General features: G+C 73.7%; 17 protein-coding genes. 10 read left to right on the top strand and 7 right to left on the bottom strand.

Annotation, left to right across the window (positions count from 1 at the left end):
- Positions 1-68 precede the first annotated feature (68 nt).
- The 5 genes from ACJ6WD_RS31180 to ACJ6WD_RS31160 all read left to right on the top strand — a co-directional run bounded on the left by ACJ6WD_RS31180 (position 69) and on the right by ACJ6WD_RS31160 (position 5619).
- Entirely contained in the window at positions 69-1007 is a 939-nt protein-coding gene (locus ACJ6WD_RS31180; protein WP_016577859.1) for a cellulose-binding protein, read from the top strand.
- A 148-nt stretch (positions 1008-1155) separates the two neighbouring features.
- A complete protein-coding gene (locus ACJ6WD_RS31175) occupies positions 1156-2178 on the top strand; it encodes an ABC transporter ATP-binding protein (RefSeq protein WP_376444901.1) in 1023 nt (340 codons plus the stop codon).
- Between the two features lie 3 nt (positions 2179-2181).
- The gene (locus ACJ6WD_RS31170; protein WP_233661254.1) at positions 2182-2955 is read left to right on the top strand and encodes an ABC transporter permease; all 774 of its coding nucleotides are present in this window, start codon (positions 2182-2184) and stop codon (positions 2953-2955) included.
- A 127-nt stretch (positions 2956-3082) separates the two neighbouring features.
- Positions 3083-4372 (top strand): ABC transporter ATP-binding protein, encoded by a 1290-nt coding sequence (locus ACJ6WD_RS31165; protein ID WP_233661255.1) that lies wholly within the window; start codon positions 3083-3085, stop codon positions 4370-4372.
- Positions 4369-5619: an ABC transporter permease gene (locus ACJ6WD_RS31160; RefSeq protein WP_407617001.1), complete on the top strand. Its 1251-nt coding sequence runs from the start codon at positions 4369-4371 to the stop codon at positions 5617-5619. Before ACJ6WD_RS31165 ends, ACJ6WD_RS31160 begins: the two co-directional genes overlap by 4 nt.
- 12 nt (positions 5620-5631) lie before the next feature.
- Here the strand turns inward: ACJ6WD_RS31160 and ACJ6WD_RS31155 are convergent, their stop codons facing one another.
- Positions 5632-5955 (bottom strand): ATP/GTP-binding protein, encoded by a 324-nt coding sequence (locus ACJ6WD_RS31155; protein WP_233661256.1) that lies wholly within the window; start codon positions 5953-5955, stop codon positions 5632-5634.
- Positions 5956-6181: 226 nt separating this feature from the next.
- On the opposite strand from ACJ6WD_RS31155, the gene ACJ6WD_RS31150 reads away from it, so the two are divergent.
- Complete coding sequence (locus ACJ6WD_RS31150) at positions 6182-7231, top strand: LLM class flavin-dependent oxidoreductase (RefSeq protein ID WP_233661257.1); 1050 nt, start codon at positions 6182-6184, stop codon at positions 7229-7231.
- Positions 7232-7357: 126 nt separating this feature from the next.
- Here the strand turns inward: ACJ6WD_RS31150 and ACJ6WD_RS31145 are convergent, their stop codons facing one another.
- Complete coding sequence (locus ACJ6WD_RS31145) at positions 7358-7750, bottom strand: SCO5389 family protein (protein WP_016575396.1); 393 nt, start codon at positions 7748-7750, stop codon at positions 7358-7360.
- 252 nt (positions 7751-8002) lie between these two features.
- Between ACJ6WD_RS31145 and nucS the strand changes: the two genes are divergently transcribed.
- Positions 8003-8665, top strand: coding sequence for an endonuclease NucS (gene nucS, locus ACJ6WD_RS31140; RefSeq protein WP_407617000.1), 663 nt, complete (start codon positions 8003-8005; stop codon positions 8663-8665).
- A gap of 139 nt (positions 8666-8804) precedes the next feature.
- Here nucS and ACJ6WD_RS31135 read toward each other — a convergent pair whose 3' ends face one another.
- The 3 genes from ACJ6WD_RS31135 to ACJ6WD_RS31125 form a co-directional block, all read right to left on the bottom strand.
- The gene (locus tag ACJ6WD_RS31135; RefSeq protein ID WP_407616999.1) at positions 8805-11510 is read right to left on the bottom strand and encodes an ATP-binding protein; all 2706 of its coding nucleotides are present in this window, start codon (positions 11508-11510) and stop codon (positions 8805-8807) included.
- Between the two features lie 278 nt (positions 11511-11788).
- Complete coding sequence (locus tag ACJ6WD_RS31130) at positions 11789-12112, bottom strand: STAS domain-containing protein (protein ID WP_016575624.1); 324 nt, start codon at positions 12110-12112, stop codon at positions 11789-11791.
- Between the two features lie 145 nt (positions 12113-12257).
- On the bottom strand, positions 12258-13106 hold the full coding sequence (locus ACJ6WD_RS31125; protein WP_331249210.1) for a 3-hydroxyacyl-CoA dehydrogenase family protein: 849 nt from the start codon (positions 13104-13106) through the stop codon (positions 12258-12260).
- Between the two features lie 305 nt (positions 13107-13411).
- On the opposite strand from ACJ6WD_RS31125, the gene ACJ6WD_RS31120 reads away from it, so the two are divergent.
- Positions 13412-13984, top strand: coding sequence for a cob(I)yrinic acid a,c-diamide adenosyltransferase (locus tag ACJ6WD_RS31120; protein WP_233661260.1), 573 nt, complete (start codon positions 13412-13414; stop codon positions 13982-13984).
- Positions 13985-14003: 19 nt separating this feature from the next.
- Here the strand turns inward: ACJ6WD_RS31120 and ACJ6WD_RS31115 are convergent, their stop codons facing one another.
- Positions 14004-14588, bottom strand: a complete 585-nt coding sequence (locus ACJ6WD_RS31115; RefSeq protein WP_407616998.1) for a hypothetical protein — start codon at positions 14586-14588, stop codon at positions 14004-14006.
- A gap of 207 nt (positions 14589-14795) precedes the next feature.
- On the opposite strand from ACJ6WD_RS31115, the gene ACJ6WD_RS31110 reads away from it, so the two are divergent.
- Both ACJ6WD_RS31110 and ACJ6WD_RS31105 read left to right on the top strand, forming a co-directional pair.
- The gene (locus tag ACJ6WD_RS31110; protein ID WP_407617005.1) at positions 14796-16025 is read left to right on the top strand and encodes a sensor histidine kinase; all 1230 of its coding nucleotides are present in this window, start codon (positions 14796-14798) and stop codon (positions 16023-16025) included.
- Positions 16022-16711 (top strand): response regulator transcription factor, encoded by a 690-nt coding sequence (locus ACJ6WD_RS31105; protein ID WP_233661262.1) that lies wholly within the window; start codon positions 16022-16024, stop codon positions 16709-16711. The genes ACJ6WD_RS31110 and ACJ6WD_RS31105 overlap by 4 nt, the downstream gene beginning before the upstream one ends.
- Positions 16712-16761: 50 nt before the next feature.
- Here ACJ6WD_RS31105 and ACJ6WD_RS31100 read toward each other — a convergent pair whose 3' ends face one another.
- Positions 16762-17814, bottom strand: coding sequence for a dihydrodipicolinate reductase (locus ACJ6WD_RS31100; protein ID WP_051661795.1), 1053 nt, complete (start codon positions 17812-17814; stop codon positions 16762-16764).
- Positions 17815-17879 lie beyond the last annotated feature (65 nt).

The raw sequence follows: 17879 nt of genomic DNA, 5'->3' as shown, positions 1-17879 counted from the left end.
GATGACACGCCGTTAAGACCCCTAGGATTCTCCTTATCACCTCACCGGTCTCTTTCGACAGGAACCCCATGAGCGACACTTCCTCCCCCTTCGGCTTCGAGCTCGTGCGGCGTGGGTACGACCGCGGTCAGGTGGATGACCGCATTACGAAACTGGTCGCGGACCGCGACAGTGCGCTGGCCCGTATCACCTCGCTGGAGAAGCGCATCGAGGAGCTGCACCTCGAGACGCAGAACGCCCAGGCCCAGGTCACCGACGCCGAACCCTCCTACGCGGGCCTCGGGGCGCGCGTGGAGAAGATCCTCCGTCTCGCGGAGGAGGAGGCCAAGGAGCTGCGCGAGGAGGCCCGTCGGGCCGCCGAGCAGCACCGTGAGCTGGCCGAGTCGGCCGCCCAGCAGGTCCGCAACGACGCGGAGGCGTTCGCGGTCGAGCGCAAGTCCAAGGCCGAGGACGAGGGCGCGCGGATCGTCGAGAAGGCGAAGGGCGAGGCGTCCACGCTGCGTGCCGAGGCGCAGAAGGACGCCCAGTCCAAGCGGGAGGAGGCGGACGCCCTCTTCGAGGAGACCCGCGCCAAGGCCGCGCAGGCCGCCGCGGACTTCGAGACGAACCTCGCCAAGCGCCGCGAGCAGTCCGAGCGCGACCTGGCCTCCCGTCAGGCGAAGGCGGAGAAGCGCCTGGCCGAGATCGAGCACCGGGCGGAGCAGCTGCGCCTGGAGGCTGAGAAGCTGCGGACGGACGCGGAGCGTCGGGCCCGGCAGACGGTGGAGACGGCGCAGCGCCAGGCCGAGGACATCGTGGCGGACGCCAACGCCAAGGCCGACCGGATCCGCAGCGAATCGGAGCGCGAGCTGGCGGCGCTCACCAACCGCCGCGACTCGATCAACGCGCAGCTGACCAACGTCCGCGAGATGCTGGCGACGCTGACCGGTGCGGCGGTGGCCGCCGCCGGTGCGCCCGGCGACGACGAGTCGGTCTCCCGTGGCGTGCCGGCCCAGCAGAGCCGCTGAGGTCGCCTGACACCGGAGGTTTCGCGCAGCTCGTTCCGCGCCCCCGTACCGCCCGTTGTGGTGGTGCGGGGGCGCGGTCGTGTGAAGCGTCATGCGGGCGGCGTCGCCCAGCTGGCGGGGGTCCGGGGACGGTCCTAGCGTTCTGTGCATGATCGAGCTCATGGGGCTGACCAAGCATTACGGTGACAAGGTCGCGGTGGACGGGTTGACGTTCACCGTGCGGCCGGGCATCGTCACCGGCTTCCTCGGTCCCAATGGTGCGGGGAAGTCCACCACCATGCGGATGGTGCTCGGTCTGGACAATCCGACGGCCGGTGCGGTGCGGATCTACGGCAGGCACTACCGGCAGTTGACGGATCCGTTGCGGTACGTCGGGGCGTTGTTGGACGCCAAGGCGGTGCACGGCGGCCGGAGCGCCGCGAACCACCTGCTGTGCCTGGCCCGGAGCAACGGCATTCCGCGGACCCGGGTCGACGAGGTGCTGCACCTGGTCGGGTTGACGTCGGTGGCGCGGAAGCGGTCGAAGGGCTTCTCGCTCGGCATGGGGCAGCGGCTGGGGATCGCGGCGGCGCTGCTCGGCGACCCGCGGATCCTGATGTTCGACGAGCCGGTCAACGGGTTGGACCCGGAGGGCATCCACTGGATCCGCCATCTGATGAAGAACCTCGCGGCCCAGGGGCGGACGGTCTTCGTGTCGTCCCATTTGATGAGCGAGATGGCGTTGACCGCGGAGCACCTGGTGGTGATCGGGCAGGGGCGGTTGCTCGCGGACACCTCGATGGCGGAGTTCATCCGGCAGAACTCGCGGTCGTACGTGCGGCTGCGGTCGCCGGACCGGGAACGGTTGCTGGACGTGCTGCACCGGGCGGGCGTGCGGGCGGTGGCCGGTCGGGGCGGCGTGTTGGAGGTCGACGGGGTGCCGGCGGAGCGGCTGGGCGAACTGGCGGCGGCGCAGCAGGTGGTGCTGCACGAGTTGAGCCCGCAGCAGGCGTCGTTGGAGGAAGCGTTCATGCGGTTGACGGCCGGGGCGGTGGAGTACCACGCGCACAACGGCGGTCGGCCGGGGCCGGGGCGCGGGATGCCGCAGCGGCCGGTGGTTCCGGAGCGGGCGCTGTCGGGTGGGGCGCCCCCGGGAGGTTGGGGTGCGGGCTGGCAGAGGAAGAGGAGCTGACGGATGGCTGTCGTCGGGCAGGTCCTGCGTGCGGAGTGGGTCAAAATCAGGTCGGTGCGGTCGACGGTGTGGACGCTGGGCACGGCGGTGGTGGTCACCGTGGTGCTGGGCGTGGTGATCTGCACGTTGACGCGGAAGGACTTCGATGCGATGCCGGACGAGCGGCGGCTGGCCTTCGATCCCACCAACATGAGCTTCGCGGGGATGGGGTTGGGGCAGCTGGCGATGATCGTCTTCGGGGTGCTGGTGGTGTCGAACGAGTACGGCACCGGGATGATCCGGACCTCGTTGGCGGCGGTGCCGCAGCGGGGCGTGTTCCTCTTCTGCAAGATGCTGGTGGCCACCTCGTTGGTCTTCGTGGTGGGGCTGGCGACGAGCTTCGCGGCGTTCTTCGCGGGGCAGGCGGCGCTGGGCGGGCACCGGGCGCACCTGGGTGATCCGGGGGTGTTGCGGGCGGTGGTCGGCGGCGCGCTCTACATGACGATGATCGCGCTGTTCTCGATGGCGGTGGCCACGATGCTGCGCAGCCCGATGTTGTCGCTGGGCATCTTGATGCCGTTCTTCTTCCTGATCTCCAACATCCTGGGGAACGTGTCGGCGACCCGACGGATCGGGCGCTACCTCCCGGACCAGGCCGGCTCGAAGATCATGCAGGTGGTGGCGCCGGTCAACGACGAGACGCCGTACGGGCCGTGGGGCGGCTTCGGGATCATGGCGGTGTGGACGGTGGCCGCGTTGCTGGTCGGCTACCTGCTGCTGGACAAGCGGGACGCCTGAGGCCGGGCGGCCGCCGGCCGGCGTTTCCGCCGTTTTGGCGGGAACCGTCAACGTGCCGATAGCCTCATAACCCTCATGGGGGGCACGAGGGCGCCTCTGCCCCGACCATCTCGCGAGGGGCGGAGAATTGATCGAGGCAGTCGGCCTGACCAAGCGCTACGGGCCGAAGACGGCCGTGCACAACTTGTCGTTCCAGGTGCGTCCGGGAACCGTCACCGGCTTCCTCGGGCCCAACGGCTCCGGCAAGTCGACGACGATGCGGATGATCCTGGGCCTCGACGCCCCGACGGCCGGCCACGCCACGATCGGTGGTCGGCCGTTCCGTCAGACGCCCAACGCCGCGCGCCAGGTGGGTGCGCTGTTGGACGCGAAGGCCGTGCACGGCGGACGGAGCGCGCGGGCGCACCTGTTGTCGCTGGCGCAGCTGTCCGGGATCCCGGCGCAGCGGGTCGACGAGGTGCTGGGGGTGGTCGGGCTGCAGGACGTCGCCCACCGGCGGTCCAAGGGCTTCTCGCTCGGCATGGGGCAGCGGCTGGGGATCGCGGCGGCGCTGCTCGGCGACCCGCAGGTGCTGCTCTTCGACGAGCCGGTCAACGGCCTGGACCCCGAGGGCATCCTGTGGGTGCGCAACCTCATGCGGCAGTTGGCGGCCGAGGGCCGTACGGTCTTCGTCTCCTCGCACCTGATGAGCGAGATGGCGTTGACCGCGGAGCACCTGATCGTGATCGGCCGCGGGCAGCTGCTCGCGGACATGGCCGTCAAGGACTTCATCTCCGCCAACTCGGCGGACTTCGCGCGGGTGCGGACGCCGGACGGTGCACCGGAGCAGCGGGAGAAGCTGACCGCGGCGCTGGCCGAGGCCGGTGGGCAGGCGGCGCCGGAGGCGGACGGTGCGCTGCGGGTGACCGGGCTGCCGCTGCCCCGGATCAGCGAGTTGGCGCACGCGGCCGATGTCCGGCTGTGGGAGCTGTCGCCGCACCAGGCATCGCTGGAGGAGGCGTACATGCGGATGACGCAGGGGGCCGTCGACTACCGCTCGACGGCCGACCAGCGGGCCGGCCTGCAACCGGTGGCCGGGTACCCGCCGCAGGGGGCCGCCGCGCCGCAGGGCTTCGTGCCGGGCCAGCCGGGCGCGCCGGGCCAGGTGCCGCCGGGGATGCCCGGACCGCCGCCGAACCCGTACGCCCAGCAGGACCCCTACGCCCGGCCCGCCCCGGTGCCGGGCGGGCCGGTGCCCCCGCAGCAGGGTCACCCGTACGGGGCACCCGCCGCGTACGGTGCGCCCCACCCGTACGGGCAGCAGCCGCCCGCCCCCATGCCAGCGGCCCCGTACGCGCCGGCCGGTCCCCCGGCTCCGCCGGCGCCGCCCGCCGCCCCGACCGACCAGCCCGCGCCGCACACCCAGGACGCCCGATGACCAGCCCTCAGCAGCCCCAGCCGCAGCCGGCGCCCGGTGCGCAGCCGATGCCGCCCGCCGTGCCCGCGCCCGCCCCGTCCGCCGGGCCGATGCCGCCCGCCGTTCCGCCGCAGCCCGCCCCGGCTCAGCCCGCCCCCGCCGAGGACGCGGGGACGATGATGCTCCAGGCCCAGCCGCCGGCACCGGCCCCGCCGGCGCCCGCCAAGGAGGCCGGCACGATGATGCTCCAGGCGCAGCCGCCGGCCGGTGGCCATCCCGAGCCGACGCCGCTGTCGGCGCACGGGCCGGGCAAGGAGGCCGGCACGATGCTGCTCACCGCCGCCGCGCAGCCGCCGGCCCCGCCGCACCCGGGCCCGGCCCCGCAGCACGCGTCGGTCCCGCAGCAGCAGGCCCCGGCCCCGGCCCCGGCCCCGGCCCCGGCCGCCAACTGGCAGGCGGCGACGCCCGGTTACGTCTCCCCCATCCCCGTGCGCCCGACGCACCTGGGGCACGCGCTGGCCGCCGAGTGGACCAAGATCCGTTCGGTGCGGTCGACGGTGTGGACGCTGGGTGTGATGACCGTCCTCGTCCTGGGCATCGGTGTGCTGGTGGCCGTGTCGGTGGCGTCGATGAGCACCGTCGGCGACACCTCGCCGCTGTTCTTCGGGCTCTTCGGGATGCTGCTGGGCGTCCTGTGCGTGCTGCCGCTGGGCGTGCTGGTGACCTCCTCGGAGTACGGCACCGGCATGATCCGCACGACCCTGGCGGCCTGTCCGAACCGCGGCCGGGTGCTGACGGCCAAGGCACTCGTCTTCTTCGCGCTGACCTTCGTGGTGACCACCGTCGTCACCGGACTCGTCGCACTCACCGACAACGCCATGATCAGCGACATCAGCCGGGTGCACGTCGGCGCCGGCGAGTGGCTGCGGTCGACGGTGGGCATCGGCCTGTACGTCTCGTTCCTCGGGCTGCTGGCCCTGGCCGTCGGCTCGCTGATCCGGCACTCCGCCGGCGCCATCACGCTCATGGTCGGGGTGGTGCTGCTGCCGTTCGTGCTGTCGATGTTCATGTTCGCCGACAGCCTGGAGGGGGTCCGCAACTTCCTGATGGGCTACTCGATCCCCAACCAGCTCACCGTGATGTACGGCAACAAGTTCCCGTTCGTGGACGGCGGCCCGTCCGGCTGGCAGCCGCTGTGGATCGTCATGGGCCTCGCCGCCGTCGCGCTCGGCGCCGCCTACGCGACCATGCGGCAGCGCGACGTGTGACGTGTGACGCGGTCAGTACCGCGGCGCGTTACGGGACCGCTGGAGCCGTGCGCTCCGGCGGTTCCGTGCGTTCCAGCAGGCTTTGTGCCAGTGCCGGCGGTCGTCCACGTCGCCGTGCCGGGGCCAGGTGACGACGTGCGGGACGCCGGGCGGGATCTCCTGGTCGCAGCCCGGGCAGCGGTAGTGCTTGGCCGCGCCGGCGCCGCCCACCGGGCGGACCACCCAGTCCTCGCCGTGCCACTCCTCGGTGGTCTCGAAGCCGTAGCGGCCGACGCCGGAGTGGTCCGCGCGGTCGGGGGGATTCGCACCGCGCTGGCGGTTTCGACGCGGGGACACGGCACACCTCGGCAGATCGACGGGGAGGGGAGCCCCCAGCCCGAACGGAGTGGAGAGCTCGGGGGAGGGCTGTCACCAGCGTACGCGGCGCGGTCAGGGGCAAAAGTCCGCCGTCACGTTTCTGCGATGATCTGGAAATTTCGCGTCAGGCCGTGCCCTGGGCACGTGTCGCCCGTTGTTGCCGGGTGAGGGGGGGGTCGCGTCGGCTGCAAGGAGGCAGAGAGCGATGCGCGTAGGGGCTTTCATCCTGGCCGCCCAATTCCCCGGTCAGGGGCAGGGGGAAGCACTGCACCGCGCGGTGCGTTCCGCACAGATCGCGGAACAGGCCGGACTCGACGAAGTCTGGCTGGCCGAACACCACTTCGTCCCGTACGGGGTCTGCCCGCAAGCAGCCACGCTGGCCGCGCTGCTGCTGGGGCGGACCCGGCGGATCGGGGTCGGCACGGCGGTGAGCGTGCTGCCGACCCAGCATCCGGTGGCGCTCGGCGAGCAGGCGGCGCTGCTGCACCTGGCGTCGGAGGGCCGGTTCACGCTCGGCGTCGGCCGGGGTGGTCCCTGGGTGGACCTGGAGGTCTTCGGTGCCGGCCTCGCGGCGTACGAGCACGGCTTCCCTGAATCGCTCGATCTGCTGCTGCGCTGGCTGCGCGAGCCGCGGGTGGGCGCCGCCGGCGAGCGGTACGCGTTCCGCGAGGTGGCGGTGGTGCCGCGGGCGGCCGAGGCACTGGTCGATCCGGACGACCCGCAGGGGCTGACCGACGGTCCGCCGGTGGTGGTCGCCTGCACCTCGCCGTCCTCGGTCCGGTTGGCCGCCGCCCGCGGGCTGCCGATGCTGCTCGGGATGCACTGCGACGACGAGGAGAAGGCGGAGATGGTCGCGCTGTGGCGCTCGGCGGCGCTGGCGGCCGGCCGGGACCCGGCCGAGGTGGCCGCGGCGGAGCACGTCTCGGCCGGGGTGGTGCAGGTCGCGGACGGCCGGCCGGCCGCGGTGGAGACGCTGACGAAGGCGATGCCCGGCTGGTTCCGGCAGGGGCTGGGCGCGCACGTGACGGTCGACGGCCGGTACCGGTCGATGCGCGATCCGTTGGCGTACACGGAGCTGCTGTGCGCGCTGCATCCGGTGGGGCCGCCGGAGTTGTGCGCGGACCGGCTGGCGGCGACGTCGGAGCGCACCGGCATCCGACGGTTCGCGTTGATGGTGGAGGGCTCGGGGGACCTCGCCGCCACCGAGGAGAACGTCCGGCGGCTGGGCACGGAGGTGCTGCCGCAGTTGGTGTGACCCCGCCGGGGGTGGGCGGCGGGGTCAGCTCTCACCGGTCTGGGGCACGGCTGGTCGGTGGTGCTGCCGCCGGTGCGCGGTTCCGGAGGGTGCTCCGGTCGACCGGCTCAGCGGCAGCAACTCCGCTCAGCAGTCGCGGAGTTCGGGCGACTGGTTCAGCAACTGGCCGCGGACCGAGGTGAAGCGGACCAGCCGCTGGTCGACGGCCGGGTCGAGCGGGAAGACCGCGACCCGGTGGCAGTTCTGGAAGGCGAGGCGCACTCCGAAGTGGCGCTCCAGCGAGCCGCGGATGGCGTCACTCGCCAGTGCACGGAGCAGCTGGCCGCGCGCCTGCTCGTTCGGCGGCGGCGTCTGGTTGTCGGCGAACTCTCCACCGTCCGCCTTCAGCCGGTCCACCAGAGAGCTGATCATCCCCCATGCGTAGGGCAGGGAGGTGCGGACGCAGTCGACAAACGCGGCTTCGTCGACCTCGCCTCGCTCGGCCTGTTCGAGGAGGGCCGGTGAGACGTCGAGCGACATGAGGTTCTCCTCTCGCGACCCCGCCGGGACGAACGGGGCCTTATGGATGGGACAAGGGGAATTCGCGACAGAGCGTGTTCGCCCCGCGACCCCCCGCGTCAACGGTATGCCGCGCAAGGGGCCCGCACCAGGAGATTGCACATACAACCGGCCAAGGACCCGCGCCGGGGGTGCGGGGGTTTCCGCCGTAAAGGGACCCCGGGGCGGGGGCGAATCGCGTCGGCGGCCCCGGTTCGAGTAGCGTGGCGCACCATGCGTCTCGTCATCGCCCGCTGCTCCGTGGACTACGCGGGTCGGCTCACGGCCCACCTTCCTTCCGCCCCCCGCCTCATCCTGGTGAAGGCGGACGGCTCCGTCTCCATCCATGCGGACGACCGGGCCTACAAACCCCTCAACTGGATGTCCCCGCCCTGCTCCCTCAAGGAGGGCGACGGCAACGTCTGGACGGTGGTGAACAAGGGCGGCGAGAAGCTCATCATCACCCTGGAGGAGGTCATGCACGACTCCTCCCACGAGCTCGGGGTGGATCCCGGACTCATCAAGGACGGCGTGGAGGCCCACCTCCAGGAGTTGCTCGCCGACCGGATCGAGACACTGGGCGAGGGCTACTCGCTTATTCGGCGTGAATACCCCACCGCCATTGGCCCGGTGGATATCTTGTGCCGGGACGCCGCCGGGCAGACCGTCGCCGTCGAGATCAAGCGGCGCGGTGAGATCGACGGCGTCGAGCAGCTCACCCGCTACCTCGAACTCCTCAACCGTGACCCGCACTTGGCGCCGGTGAAGGGCGTCTTCGCAGCTCAGGAGATCAAGCCGCAGGCCCGGGTGCTGGCCACGGACCGCGGGATCGGCTGCGTGGTGCTGGACTACGACGCGCTGCGCGGCATCGAGGACGACAAGCTGCGCCTGTTCTGACCGGCCCGCGCCGGCCGGACGACGACGGCCCGGTACGCCTGCCTCCCGCCGCTCTGGCGGGAGGCGCGCGTACCGGGCCGTCGTGACGTTGCGGCCCGTGGCGGGTGTGCCGGGTGGGGCCCGAGGGACGCCGGGGGCGTCAGCCGGCCGGTGTGCCCTGGCTGGATGCCGACGGGTCGGACGGGGCCGGCGGGGTGTCCGAGGCGGTTGCCGCGCCGCCGTTGCTCGTGGACGGCGCCACCGCGGAGTTGCTGCCGGACGGCTTGCCGCCCGAGGAGCCGCCGGACGTCGTCGGCGGCTGTCCGGTCGGGGTGTCGGTGGGCTTCTGGGTCGGGGTGGGGTCCGTCGGCGTACCGGTCGGCTTGTGGGTCGGAGTGGGGTCGGTGGGGCTGCTGGTCGGGCTGTGCGTGGGGGGCGTCGGGCGGCCGGTGGGCGAGGTGGGCCCGCCGGTCGGGCCGGTGGTGCCGGAGGTCGGATCGCCGGTCGGGGTGGTGGGGGCGCCGGTGGTGCCGGGGGCGGTCGGCGCGGTGGTGGGGCGGTGGCCCGGGGCGCTGGGGGTGCCCGGTCGGGTGGTGCCCGAGCCGGTGGGCGGCAGGCCGGCGCCGGTGCCGGGCTCCTGGGCCGGTTCCTGGCTGTCGCCGCCGGCGGCCGGGGACTGGTCGGTGGTGACCTTGTCGTCGTGCGGGCTGGAGGCGTCGGAGGACATGCCGAGGGTGAGGGCGGTGCCGAGCGCGGCGGCCACCAGCACGGCGGCGCCGGCGGCGATGAGGTTGCGGCGGCCGGTGCGGCGGATGCCGCGGCCCAGACCGCCGGCGGCGCCGCCGCTCTTCGCGCTCGCCGCGGCGGCCGCTGCCTTCGCTGCCTTCGCGGTCTTCGCGGTCTTCGCGGCCGGGAGGGCCGCGGTGGTCTCGCCGGACGAGGGCGCCGGCCGTGCGGCCCCGGCGGCGGGTCGGGCGGTGACCGTGCCGGCGGGGCCTTCCGGTCGGGCGACGGCCTGGAGCTTGGCCGTCGACACCGCGTCCGGCGACGCCTCGGCGGCCGGGTCGTGGGGCTCCGCAGCGCCCTGCCCGCCGGCGGTGCCGCCGGCCGCGACGGCCGGGCCGACGGACGCCAGCAGGGTGGTCGGCGCGTCCGCAGCGGCGGCCCGGGACCGGTCGATGACGAGGGCCAGGGCCCGGCGCCCGGCGACCGCGCCGTCGCGGTCGGAGAGCACCCCGCGCAGGCCGATGGACGCCTCCAGTTCGGCGCGCGCCCGGTCGACGTTGCCGCTGCACAGGGCGAGCACGCCCAGGTCGTGGTGGAAGTACGCCTCCTGTGCGACCTCGCCGGCCAGCCGGGCGGCCTCCTGGCCGTGCCGCAGGCTGCGCTCCCACGCGCTCCAGTGCAGCGCCGCGGCGAACGCCGGGGCGGCGGTGCGGGCCAGCAGCACGGCGGCGGCCGGGTGGCCGTTCTCCCGGCTGCCGGTCAGCACGGCCATCGCGGCCAGCACCGCATCGGACTCGGCGGCGGCCCGCTCGGGGGTGACCGAGGGGTGGCCGGCCCACCAGGCGTAGTGCTGCGCGGCGGCGTGCGCCCGGGCGGCGGCGCCCTCGGCGTAGCCGGCCTCGGTCAGCTGCTCCTGGACGGTGGCGGCGAGCCGGTAGTGGCCGCCGACGGGGCTGATCAGACCGCAGCCGAGGAGTTCGCCGAGGGCGGCGTCGGCGTGGGTGTCCTGGGTGAGGGCCGGCAGGTGCGCCTGGTGCGGCAGCTCGCCGCCCAGGGCGAGGGCGAAGCGCAGGGTCTCCTGCGCGGCGGCGCCGAGCCGCTCGGCGAGCAGCGGGGCGGGCGCGGCGGCCTCGCCGACGGCCGGGAGCGGCACCCCGGGGCGCTGCTCCGGGTCCGCCGCGTCGGCCGGGCCGTCCTCGGGGAAGAGGCCGTAGCCGTCGTCGAGGGCGCCCGGTGCGGTCCGGGCCTTGTCGCGCTGCCGGAGCAGGGCGGCGGCCTGGACGAACCGCAGCGGCAGCCCCTCGGACTCGAACCAGAGGTCGGTGGTCCAGGTCTTCTCGTCGCGGGTGAGCGGGCGGTCCACGGCGCGCTCCAGCAGCCGCAGGCCGGCTTCCTTGCTGAGGCCGCCGACGAAGACCTCCTCGACGTGGGCGTCGGCGCTGGGGGCGGGCACGTCGGGGGTGGCGGCGAAGAGGAAGGCGCACTCGGGGGTGGCCTCCAGCAGTTCGTCGAGCGCGGCGCCGCCGAACTCCAGGTCGTCCAGGACGACGACGGCGCCGATGCCGCCGAGCAGGCGCAGCAGCTCCGGGCGCTCCGGGCGGTGCTGCGGGGCCCGGTAGACCGCCGCGAACAGGGCGTGCAGGACGTCGGTGACGCTGCGGTGGTAGCCGGAGAGCCGGACCACGCCGTCCGGGGCGAGGTCGGCGACGCTGCCGGCGACCGCGTCCAGCAGGCGGGTGCGGCCCGAGCCGGCGGGGCCGGTGACGCGGACCGAGCGGCCGCGGGTCAGCAGCCGGACCAGCCGGGCGATGTCCTCGGAGCGCTCTTCGAGGAGGATCTCGTGGCCGGCGAAGGAGAGCGGTCCGGACGGTGCCGGCGGCTGGGCGGCGCGGGCCGCGGCGGCGCGCTCCTGCGGGTCGAGCTTGACCGGCGGGGCGGGGCGCTCGCCGGGCGGGCAGGGCTGTATTTCGCACCCGTCGACCGGGTTGACGGTGACGAGGTAGTTGCCGGAGACGAGCCGGACGACGCGGGCGAGGCCGCCGGATCCGCCCTGGCGGCCGGTGGCCTCGGGCGGCGGCGGGCCGGCCGGACCGTCCTGCTGGCCGTGTTCCTCGGGCCCCGGGGTGGTGTTCGGGTCCATGCTGCAAGCTCCCAGATGTGCGTGCCGTCGGTGCTTCCGGCCGTCCGCACTCCCCCGGCTCCGGCGGATCTCCTCAGCCGTCGCGTCTGGTCCGGTGCCCCGCCGCGGATGATGGCACACGGCGGGCAACCGAACCATAGACCGGTCCCCGGCGCGGGGCACGGGCGGGGTGGCACCTTGACGGAAACCACACCAGATCAGGTGATGTGTACGGCTTGCGGCATTTTTCCCGATCTGGTCGCGGCGAGGCGGGGCGCGGGTGGTGACCGCGCCCCGCCTCACACCCGGGGAAGCGATTCCGCTTCGATCCCGCCCTCGATCGCGAGGATGCGGTGGAGCCGGGTGGCGACCAGGAGCCGCTGCATCTGCGGCGGCACTCCGCGCAGGACCAACCTCCGGTTGTTGCGGCCGGCCCGGCGGTGCGCGCCCATGATCACGCCGAGCCCGGTGGCGTCCCACGAATCCAGTTCGGTCAGGTCCAGCACCAGGTCACCGCGACCGGAGTCCACCGCGGCGTGCAGGACCGTCCGGGCGTCCGCCGCGCTGCGGACGTCGAGGCGGCCCCCGACGACCAGCTCGGCGTGGTCGCCCCTGATGTGCATATGCGCTCCCCGATGTCATGGGTTGTGGTGCATTGTCGTCTACCGATCTGACTGCCTCTCATGCGGCGAAGTTGCCGTCTGTAAGCGAACCGATACCGAAATCACCCTGCGGGGTGACCCCGCCGGAGTACAGACTGACGCAGCGTCAGTGTGCGTAGAACCCCTGCCCGCTCTTGCGGCCGATATCACCGGCGTCCACCATGCGACGCATGATCTCCGGCGGGGCGAACTTCTCGTCCTGGGACTCGGTGTAGATGTTCTCGGTGGCGTGCAGCAGGATGTCGACGCCGGTCAGGTCGGCGGTGGCCAGCGGCCCCATGGCGTGGCCGAAGCCGAGCTTGCAGGCGACGTCGATGTCCTCGGCGCTGGCGACCCCGGACTCGTAGAGCTTGGCGGCCTCGACGACCAGTGCCGAGATCAGCCGGGTGGTGACGAAGCCGGCCACGTCGCGGTTGACCACGACGCAGGTCTTGCCGACCGACTCGGCGAACTCCCGCGCGGTGGCGAGGGTTTCGTCGCTGGTCTTGTAGCCGCGCACCAGCTCGCAGAGCTGCATCATCGGCACCGGCGAGAAGAAGTGCGTGCCCACCACCCGCTCGGGCCGGGAGGTGGCCGCGGCGATCTTGGTGATCGGGATCGCCGAGGTGTTGGAGGCCAGCACCGCGTCGTCCTTGGCGAGCTTGTCCAGCGCCTGGAAGATCTCGCGCTTGACCTCGATCTTCTCGAAGACGGCCTCGACGACGACGTCCGCGTCGGCGACGGCGTCCAGGTCGGTGGTGGTGGTGATCCGACCGAGCGCCTCCTCGGCGGCGTCGGCCGCCAGCTTGCCCTTCGCGACGAACTTCTCGAAGGAGGCGGCGATGCCGCCCTTGCCGCGGGCCAGCGCCTCGTCCGTCACATCGCGGAGGACCACGTCCCAGCCCGCCTGGGCCGAGACCTGCGCGATGCCGGAACCCATCAGTCCGGCGCCGATGACGGCAAGCTTCTTTGCCACTGCTGTCCCCTCACACCCTGTGCATTTGGCGGTCCTGAGTGACGTTAGCGGTCGCCGGCGATCGATTGGCGGTGAAGAGATGCGCGTCACGTCTCGAATGACGGACATCACACCGTGGGCCCCGCACGGTGCCCGGGGGACCGTCAGGCGGGCGGCCGCACGGCGTAGTTGGGGGTCGCCCGCCCGGCGCCCCGTCCCGCGCGTCCGGAGCGTGGACGGACCGGCCGCGGGCGGTCGGGCCGCGGCGCCGGCGGCGGTCCCGTGCGCCCGGGCCTTCCGCCGGAGCGCGGCGTAGGCTCAGCCGTATGGTGAATCTGACCCGCATCTACACCCGTACCGGAGACAAGGGCACCACCGCGCTCGGCGACATGAGCCGGACCGCCAAGACCGACTCCCGGATCGCGGCGTACGCGGACGCCAACGAGGCCAACGCGGCGATCGGCGTGGCGCTGGCGCTCGGTGCGCTGCCGGAAGAGGTCGCCGCGGTGCTGCTGCGGGTGCAGAACGACCTCTTCGACGTCGGTGCCGACCTGTCGACCCCGGTCGTCGAGGACCCCGAGTTCCCGCCGCTGCGCGTCGAGCAGTCCTACGTCGACAAGCTGGAGGCGGACTGCGACCGCTTCCTGGCGGAGTTGGAGAAGCTCCGCAGCTTCATCCTGCCGGGCGGCACCCCCGGGGCGGCCCTGCTCCACCAGGCGTGCACGGTCGTCCGGCGGGCCGAGCGCGCCACCTGGGCGGCCATGGAGGAGCACGGCGACACCATGAACCCGCTGACCGCCACCTACCTCAACCGCCTCTCCGACCTCCTGTTCATCCTCGCGCGGACGGCGAACAAGGAGGTCGGGGACGTGCTGTGGGTGCCGGGCGGGGAGCGTTGACCCGCCGTCCCGACCTGCCCTAGCCCAGGGTCTTCTGCCGGGGCCGGGTCGGCGCCTCCCGCGGCGCGGCCCGGTCCTCGGGGGCCTTCTTCTGCCAGATGAGGTACGTCAGCGCGATCACGCCGTGGATCACCACGAGGCGCACGGTCGTGCCCTGCCACTCCCGCAGCGAGGTGACGTCCCCGTCGCCGCCGACGTACCAGACGGCGCACTGGAGCAGGGCGGCCGCCACCGCGGCCATCAGCACGGTGCGCAGCCACAGCCCGGCCTCGTGCCGGAAGCGGTCCATGCCGTACCGCTTGACCGGCGGCGGGCCGCCGGCGAAGCGGTGCGCGACGAGCCGGTCGGCCCAGGTGAGGGTGGTGTGCCCGTAGGCGACGGTGTAGCCGATGTAGACGGCGGCCAGGCCGTGCTTCCAGTCCGCGGCGGCCCCGTTCTTCAGGTCGATCGCCGTGACGATCAGCAGCGCCAGTTCCAGCAGCGGCTCCAGCAGCAGCACGGCCGCCCCGGTCCTCGGCATCCGCGCCAGGTAGCGCAGTGCCAGGCCGACGACGAGCAGCACCCAGAAGCCCACTTCGCAGGCGATGATCAGTGTGACGACCACGGCGCCCCTCCTTTCCCGCCGCTCCGCGCCCCGGGCGGTCCCGGGGCTCCCACCGGGCGGGGCGGTCCTCCTCAGACTCCCAGCCGTCGGGGGCCGCGACGTCGTCGGCGGCGACGATCCGGTGCTGCACCTTTCGATGTAGTCGCCGTGGCCGAGGCCGTCCGCCCGGTGGCGGTGGACGGCGCCGGGGCCGTGTTGGATGGAGGGGTGATCGCCCGAGCCCCCGCCGCGTCCCGCCGGCCGCACCACCACGACGTGCTGCTCGCGGGCGGCGGGCTGGCCACCGGGGTGCTGCTGTGGCTGCTGCACCTGCACGGCGGACCGCCGCTCTTCGGACTGCCCTCCTCGGTGACGCTGCTCGCGCTCGGCACGATGGCGGGGGCCGAACTCCTGCGCCGGGTCGCCCCGATGGCCGCGCTGGCCCTGGCGGTGCCGGCGCTGGCGCTGGACGTCACCACCGGCACCCTGGTCGCCACCGTCCTGATGTTCACCGACGTGGTCTACGCCGCGGTGCTGTACGGGCCGCCGGGCGCCACCCGGTGGATCCCGCGGGGCACGGAGCTGCTGACGGTGGTGGCCACCCTCGTCACGGCGGCGCTCTGGCCGAATCCGCAGGTGGTGCTGCTCGCCATCGGGATCGCGCTGGTCACCGTGGTGCCGGCCTGGACCGGGCTGATGCTCCGCAACCACCGGGACGCCGCCGACGCCGCCCGGCTGCGGGCCGAACAGACCGCGCTGCTGGCCGAGATGGACCGCACCCAGGCGGTGGCCGGCGAACGCGCCCGGATGGCCCGGGAACTGCACGACCTGGTCGCCAACCACCTGTCCGCGATCGCCATCCACGCCACCGCCGCCCAGACCCTCGACGACCCGGACGCGACCCGGACCGCGCTCGGCGTGATCCGCGAGAACAGCGTCCAGGGGCTGGCCGAGATGCGCCGGCTCATCGGGCTGTTGCGGGACGCGCGGACCGACGGTGCGGAACCGGCCGCCACACCCACCCTCGGCGGCCTCCAGGCCCTGGTCGACCAGGCCCGGGCCAACGGCGCCACCAGCGGCCTGACGTTCGTCCTGGACGACGCGCGGCGGCCGGCCGGACCGGGGGACGCGCCCGTGCCGGCGCCGGTGGAGCTGGCCGCATACCGGATCGTCCAGGAGTCGCTGACCAACGCGCTCAAGCACGCCGCGCCCGGCGAGGTCCGGGTGCGGATCGCCCACGACGGCCCCGCCGGGCCGCTCACCGTCACCGTCCGCAGTCCGCACGCCGACCGGCCGGGCCCCCGCGTCCCCGGGTCCGGGGCCGGACTGGTCGGCATGCGGGAGCGGATCGCCCTGCTGGGCGGGGAGTTCGACGCCGGCCCGACGGACGGGCCGGACGGAACCATCTGGCTGGTGCGGGCCGCGCTGCCCGCCGCCGGAGAGGAAGGACGACGATGACAGGCGCCGCGGCGCAGCCGATCCGGGTCCTGGTCGCCGAGGACCAGTCCGCCGTACGGGCCGGGCTGGTCCTGATCCTGGGGTCCGCGCCCGACATCGAGGTCGTCGGGGAGGCGGTGGACGGCGAGGAGGCGGTCCGGCTGGCGCACGCCCTGCGGCCCGACGTGGTGCTCATGGACGTCCAGATGCCCCGGTTGGACGGGGTCGCGGCCACCGGCCGGATCACCGCCGAGCAGCTGGCCGACGTCCTGGTGCTGACCACCTTCGACCTGGACGCCTACGTGTTCGGCGCGCTGCGCGCGGGCGCCGCGGGCTTCCTGCTCAAGGACAGCGACGCGGCGACGCTGCTGACGGCGGTGCGCACGGTGGCGGCCGGCGAGGGGGTGATCGCGCCGGCGGTGACCCGGCGGCTGATCGCCGAGTTCGCCCGGCCCGGGGCGGCCGGCCGGGCCGCGGGCGCCCGGCCGGCCGCGGACCCGGCGGTGCTGGAGGCGCTCACCCCGCGGGAGCGGGAGGTGCTGGGTTGTCTGGGCGAGGGGTTGTCGAACGCGGACGTCGCGGTGCGGTTGGCGATGGCGGAGGCCACCGTGAAGACCCACGTCAGCCGGCTGCTGGCCAAGTTGGAACTGCGCAGTCGGCTCCAGGCGGCGGTGCTGGCACGGGAGTTGGGAGTGAGTGGCGACTGAGCGGGGTGCGGCGGGCGGGTCCCGCCGCACCCCGTCGGCACGGCGGCCGGTCAGTCGGCCGCGGTGGGGACCACGGCGGCGTTGGCGGTGACGAAGGGGAGTTCCAGGATCGTGCGGCAGCCGGGTTCGGCCGCGCACACCGGGGCGATGAGGTTGACGATCCGGGCGGCGTTGAGCTGGATCAGCCCGTCCACGCCGAGGTGGGCGAAGTCCACCCGCAGGTCCGGGTCGCCGTCGATCCGGATGCTGAACTCCGGGTCGTCCGCGGACTGCTGCCAGCCCTCGCCCAGGCCCAGTTCGGCGACGTGCTCCACGACGGTGGTGTGCCAGGGCTCGCCGGCGACGAACCCGGTGAACTCGTAGCGCATGCCGGCGGCGGTGCCCTTGGGGATCGTCAGGCCGCTGGCGGGCAGGTGGATCTCGTGGGGCGCGGGCAGGATCTCCCACGCGGTGGTGCGCAGCTCGTCCAGCTTCAGGCCGAGGGCGTCGGTGACCAGGTGCGCGGCCTGGCCCTCGTACCAGTGGAAGGCCATGCCGAGCATCTGGGCGCGCTGGCTGTCCGGGCCGCATTCCTCCAAGGGGGCGCCGAAGCCGAGGAGTTGCAGGACGTCCGCGGCGGCGTAGTCGCGGTGGAAGTTGCGCTCCCGGGTCCACACCCGGCGGACGTTGGTGGTGTAGCCGGAGAGGACCAGCGGCATGACGTCGTTGAGCAGGCCGGGCATGTTGCCGCCGCCGGTGAGGGTGGTGCCGCCCTCGGCGCAGGCCGCGGAGAGCTCCGCGTGGAAGGGCGTGCCGCGCAGGTCGAAGCCGCCGCTGGGGGTGATGAGGTTCTTGCCGGAGCGCAGGATGCGGGCGGCCAGGTCGCCGTCCCAGAAGGGCGGGTTGAGCAGGACGCAGTCGGCGTCCAGGGCCAGGGCCGCCGCCACGTCGGTGGTGGCGCGCACCCCGATGGGGCCGATGCCGGCGATCTCGCCGGCGTCCACGCCGTCCTTCTCCGGCGACTGGGTGACCACCGCGACGAGTTCGTAGTCGGGGTGCTCGGCCAGCAGCTTGATCTGCTTCTTGGCGATGGTTCCGGAGTACCACTGGATGACCCGGTACACGGGCTTGCCTCCTTGGTCGGGCCGCGCGGGCCGGTCGGGTGGGACGGGCGCGGGCGGTGGGTGGT

This window comes from Streptomyces sp. VTCC 41912 (assembly GCF_045799175.1).
Classification (GTDB): Bacteria; Actinomycetota; Actinomycetes; order Streptomycetales; family Streptomycetaceae; genus Streptomyces; species Streptomyces albulus_C.
This window is presented reverse-complemented; position numbering and strand designations above follow the sequence as displayed.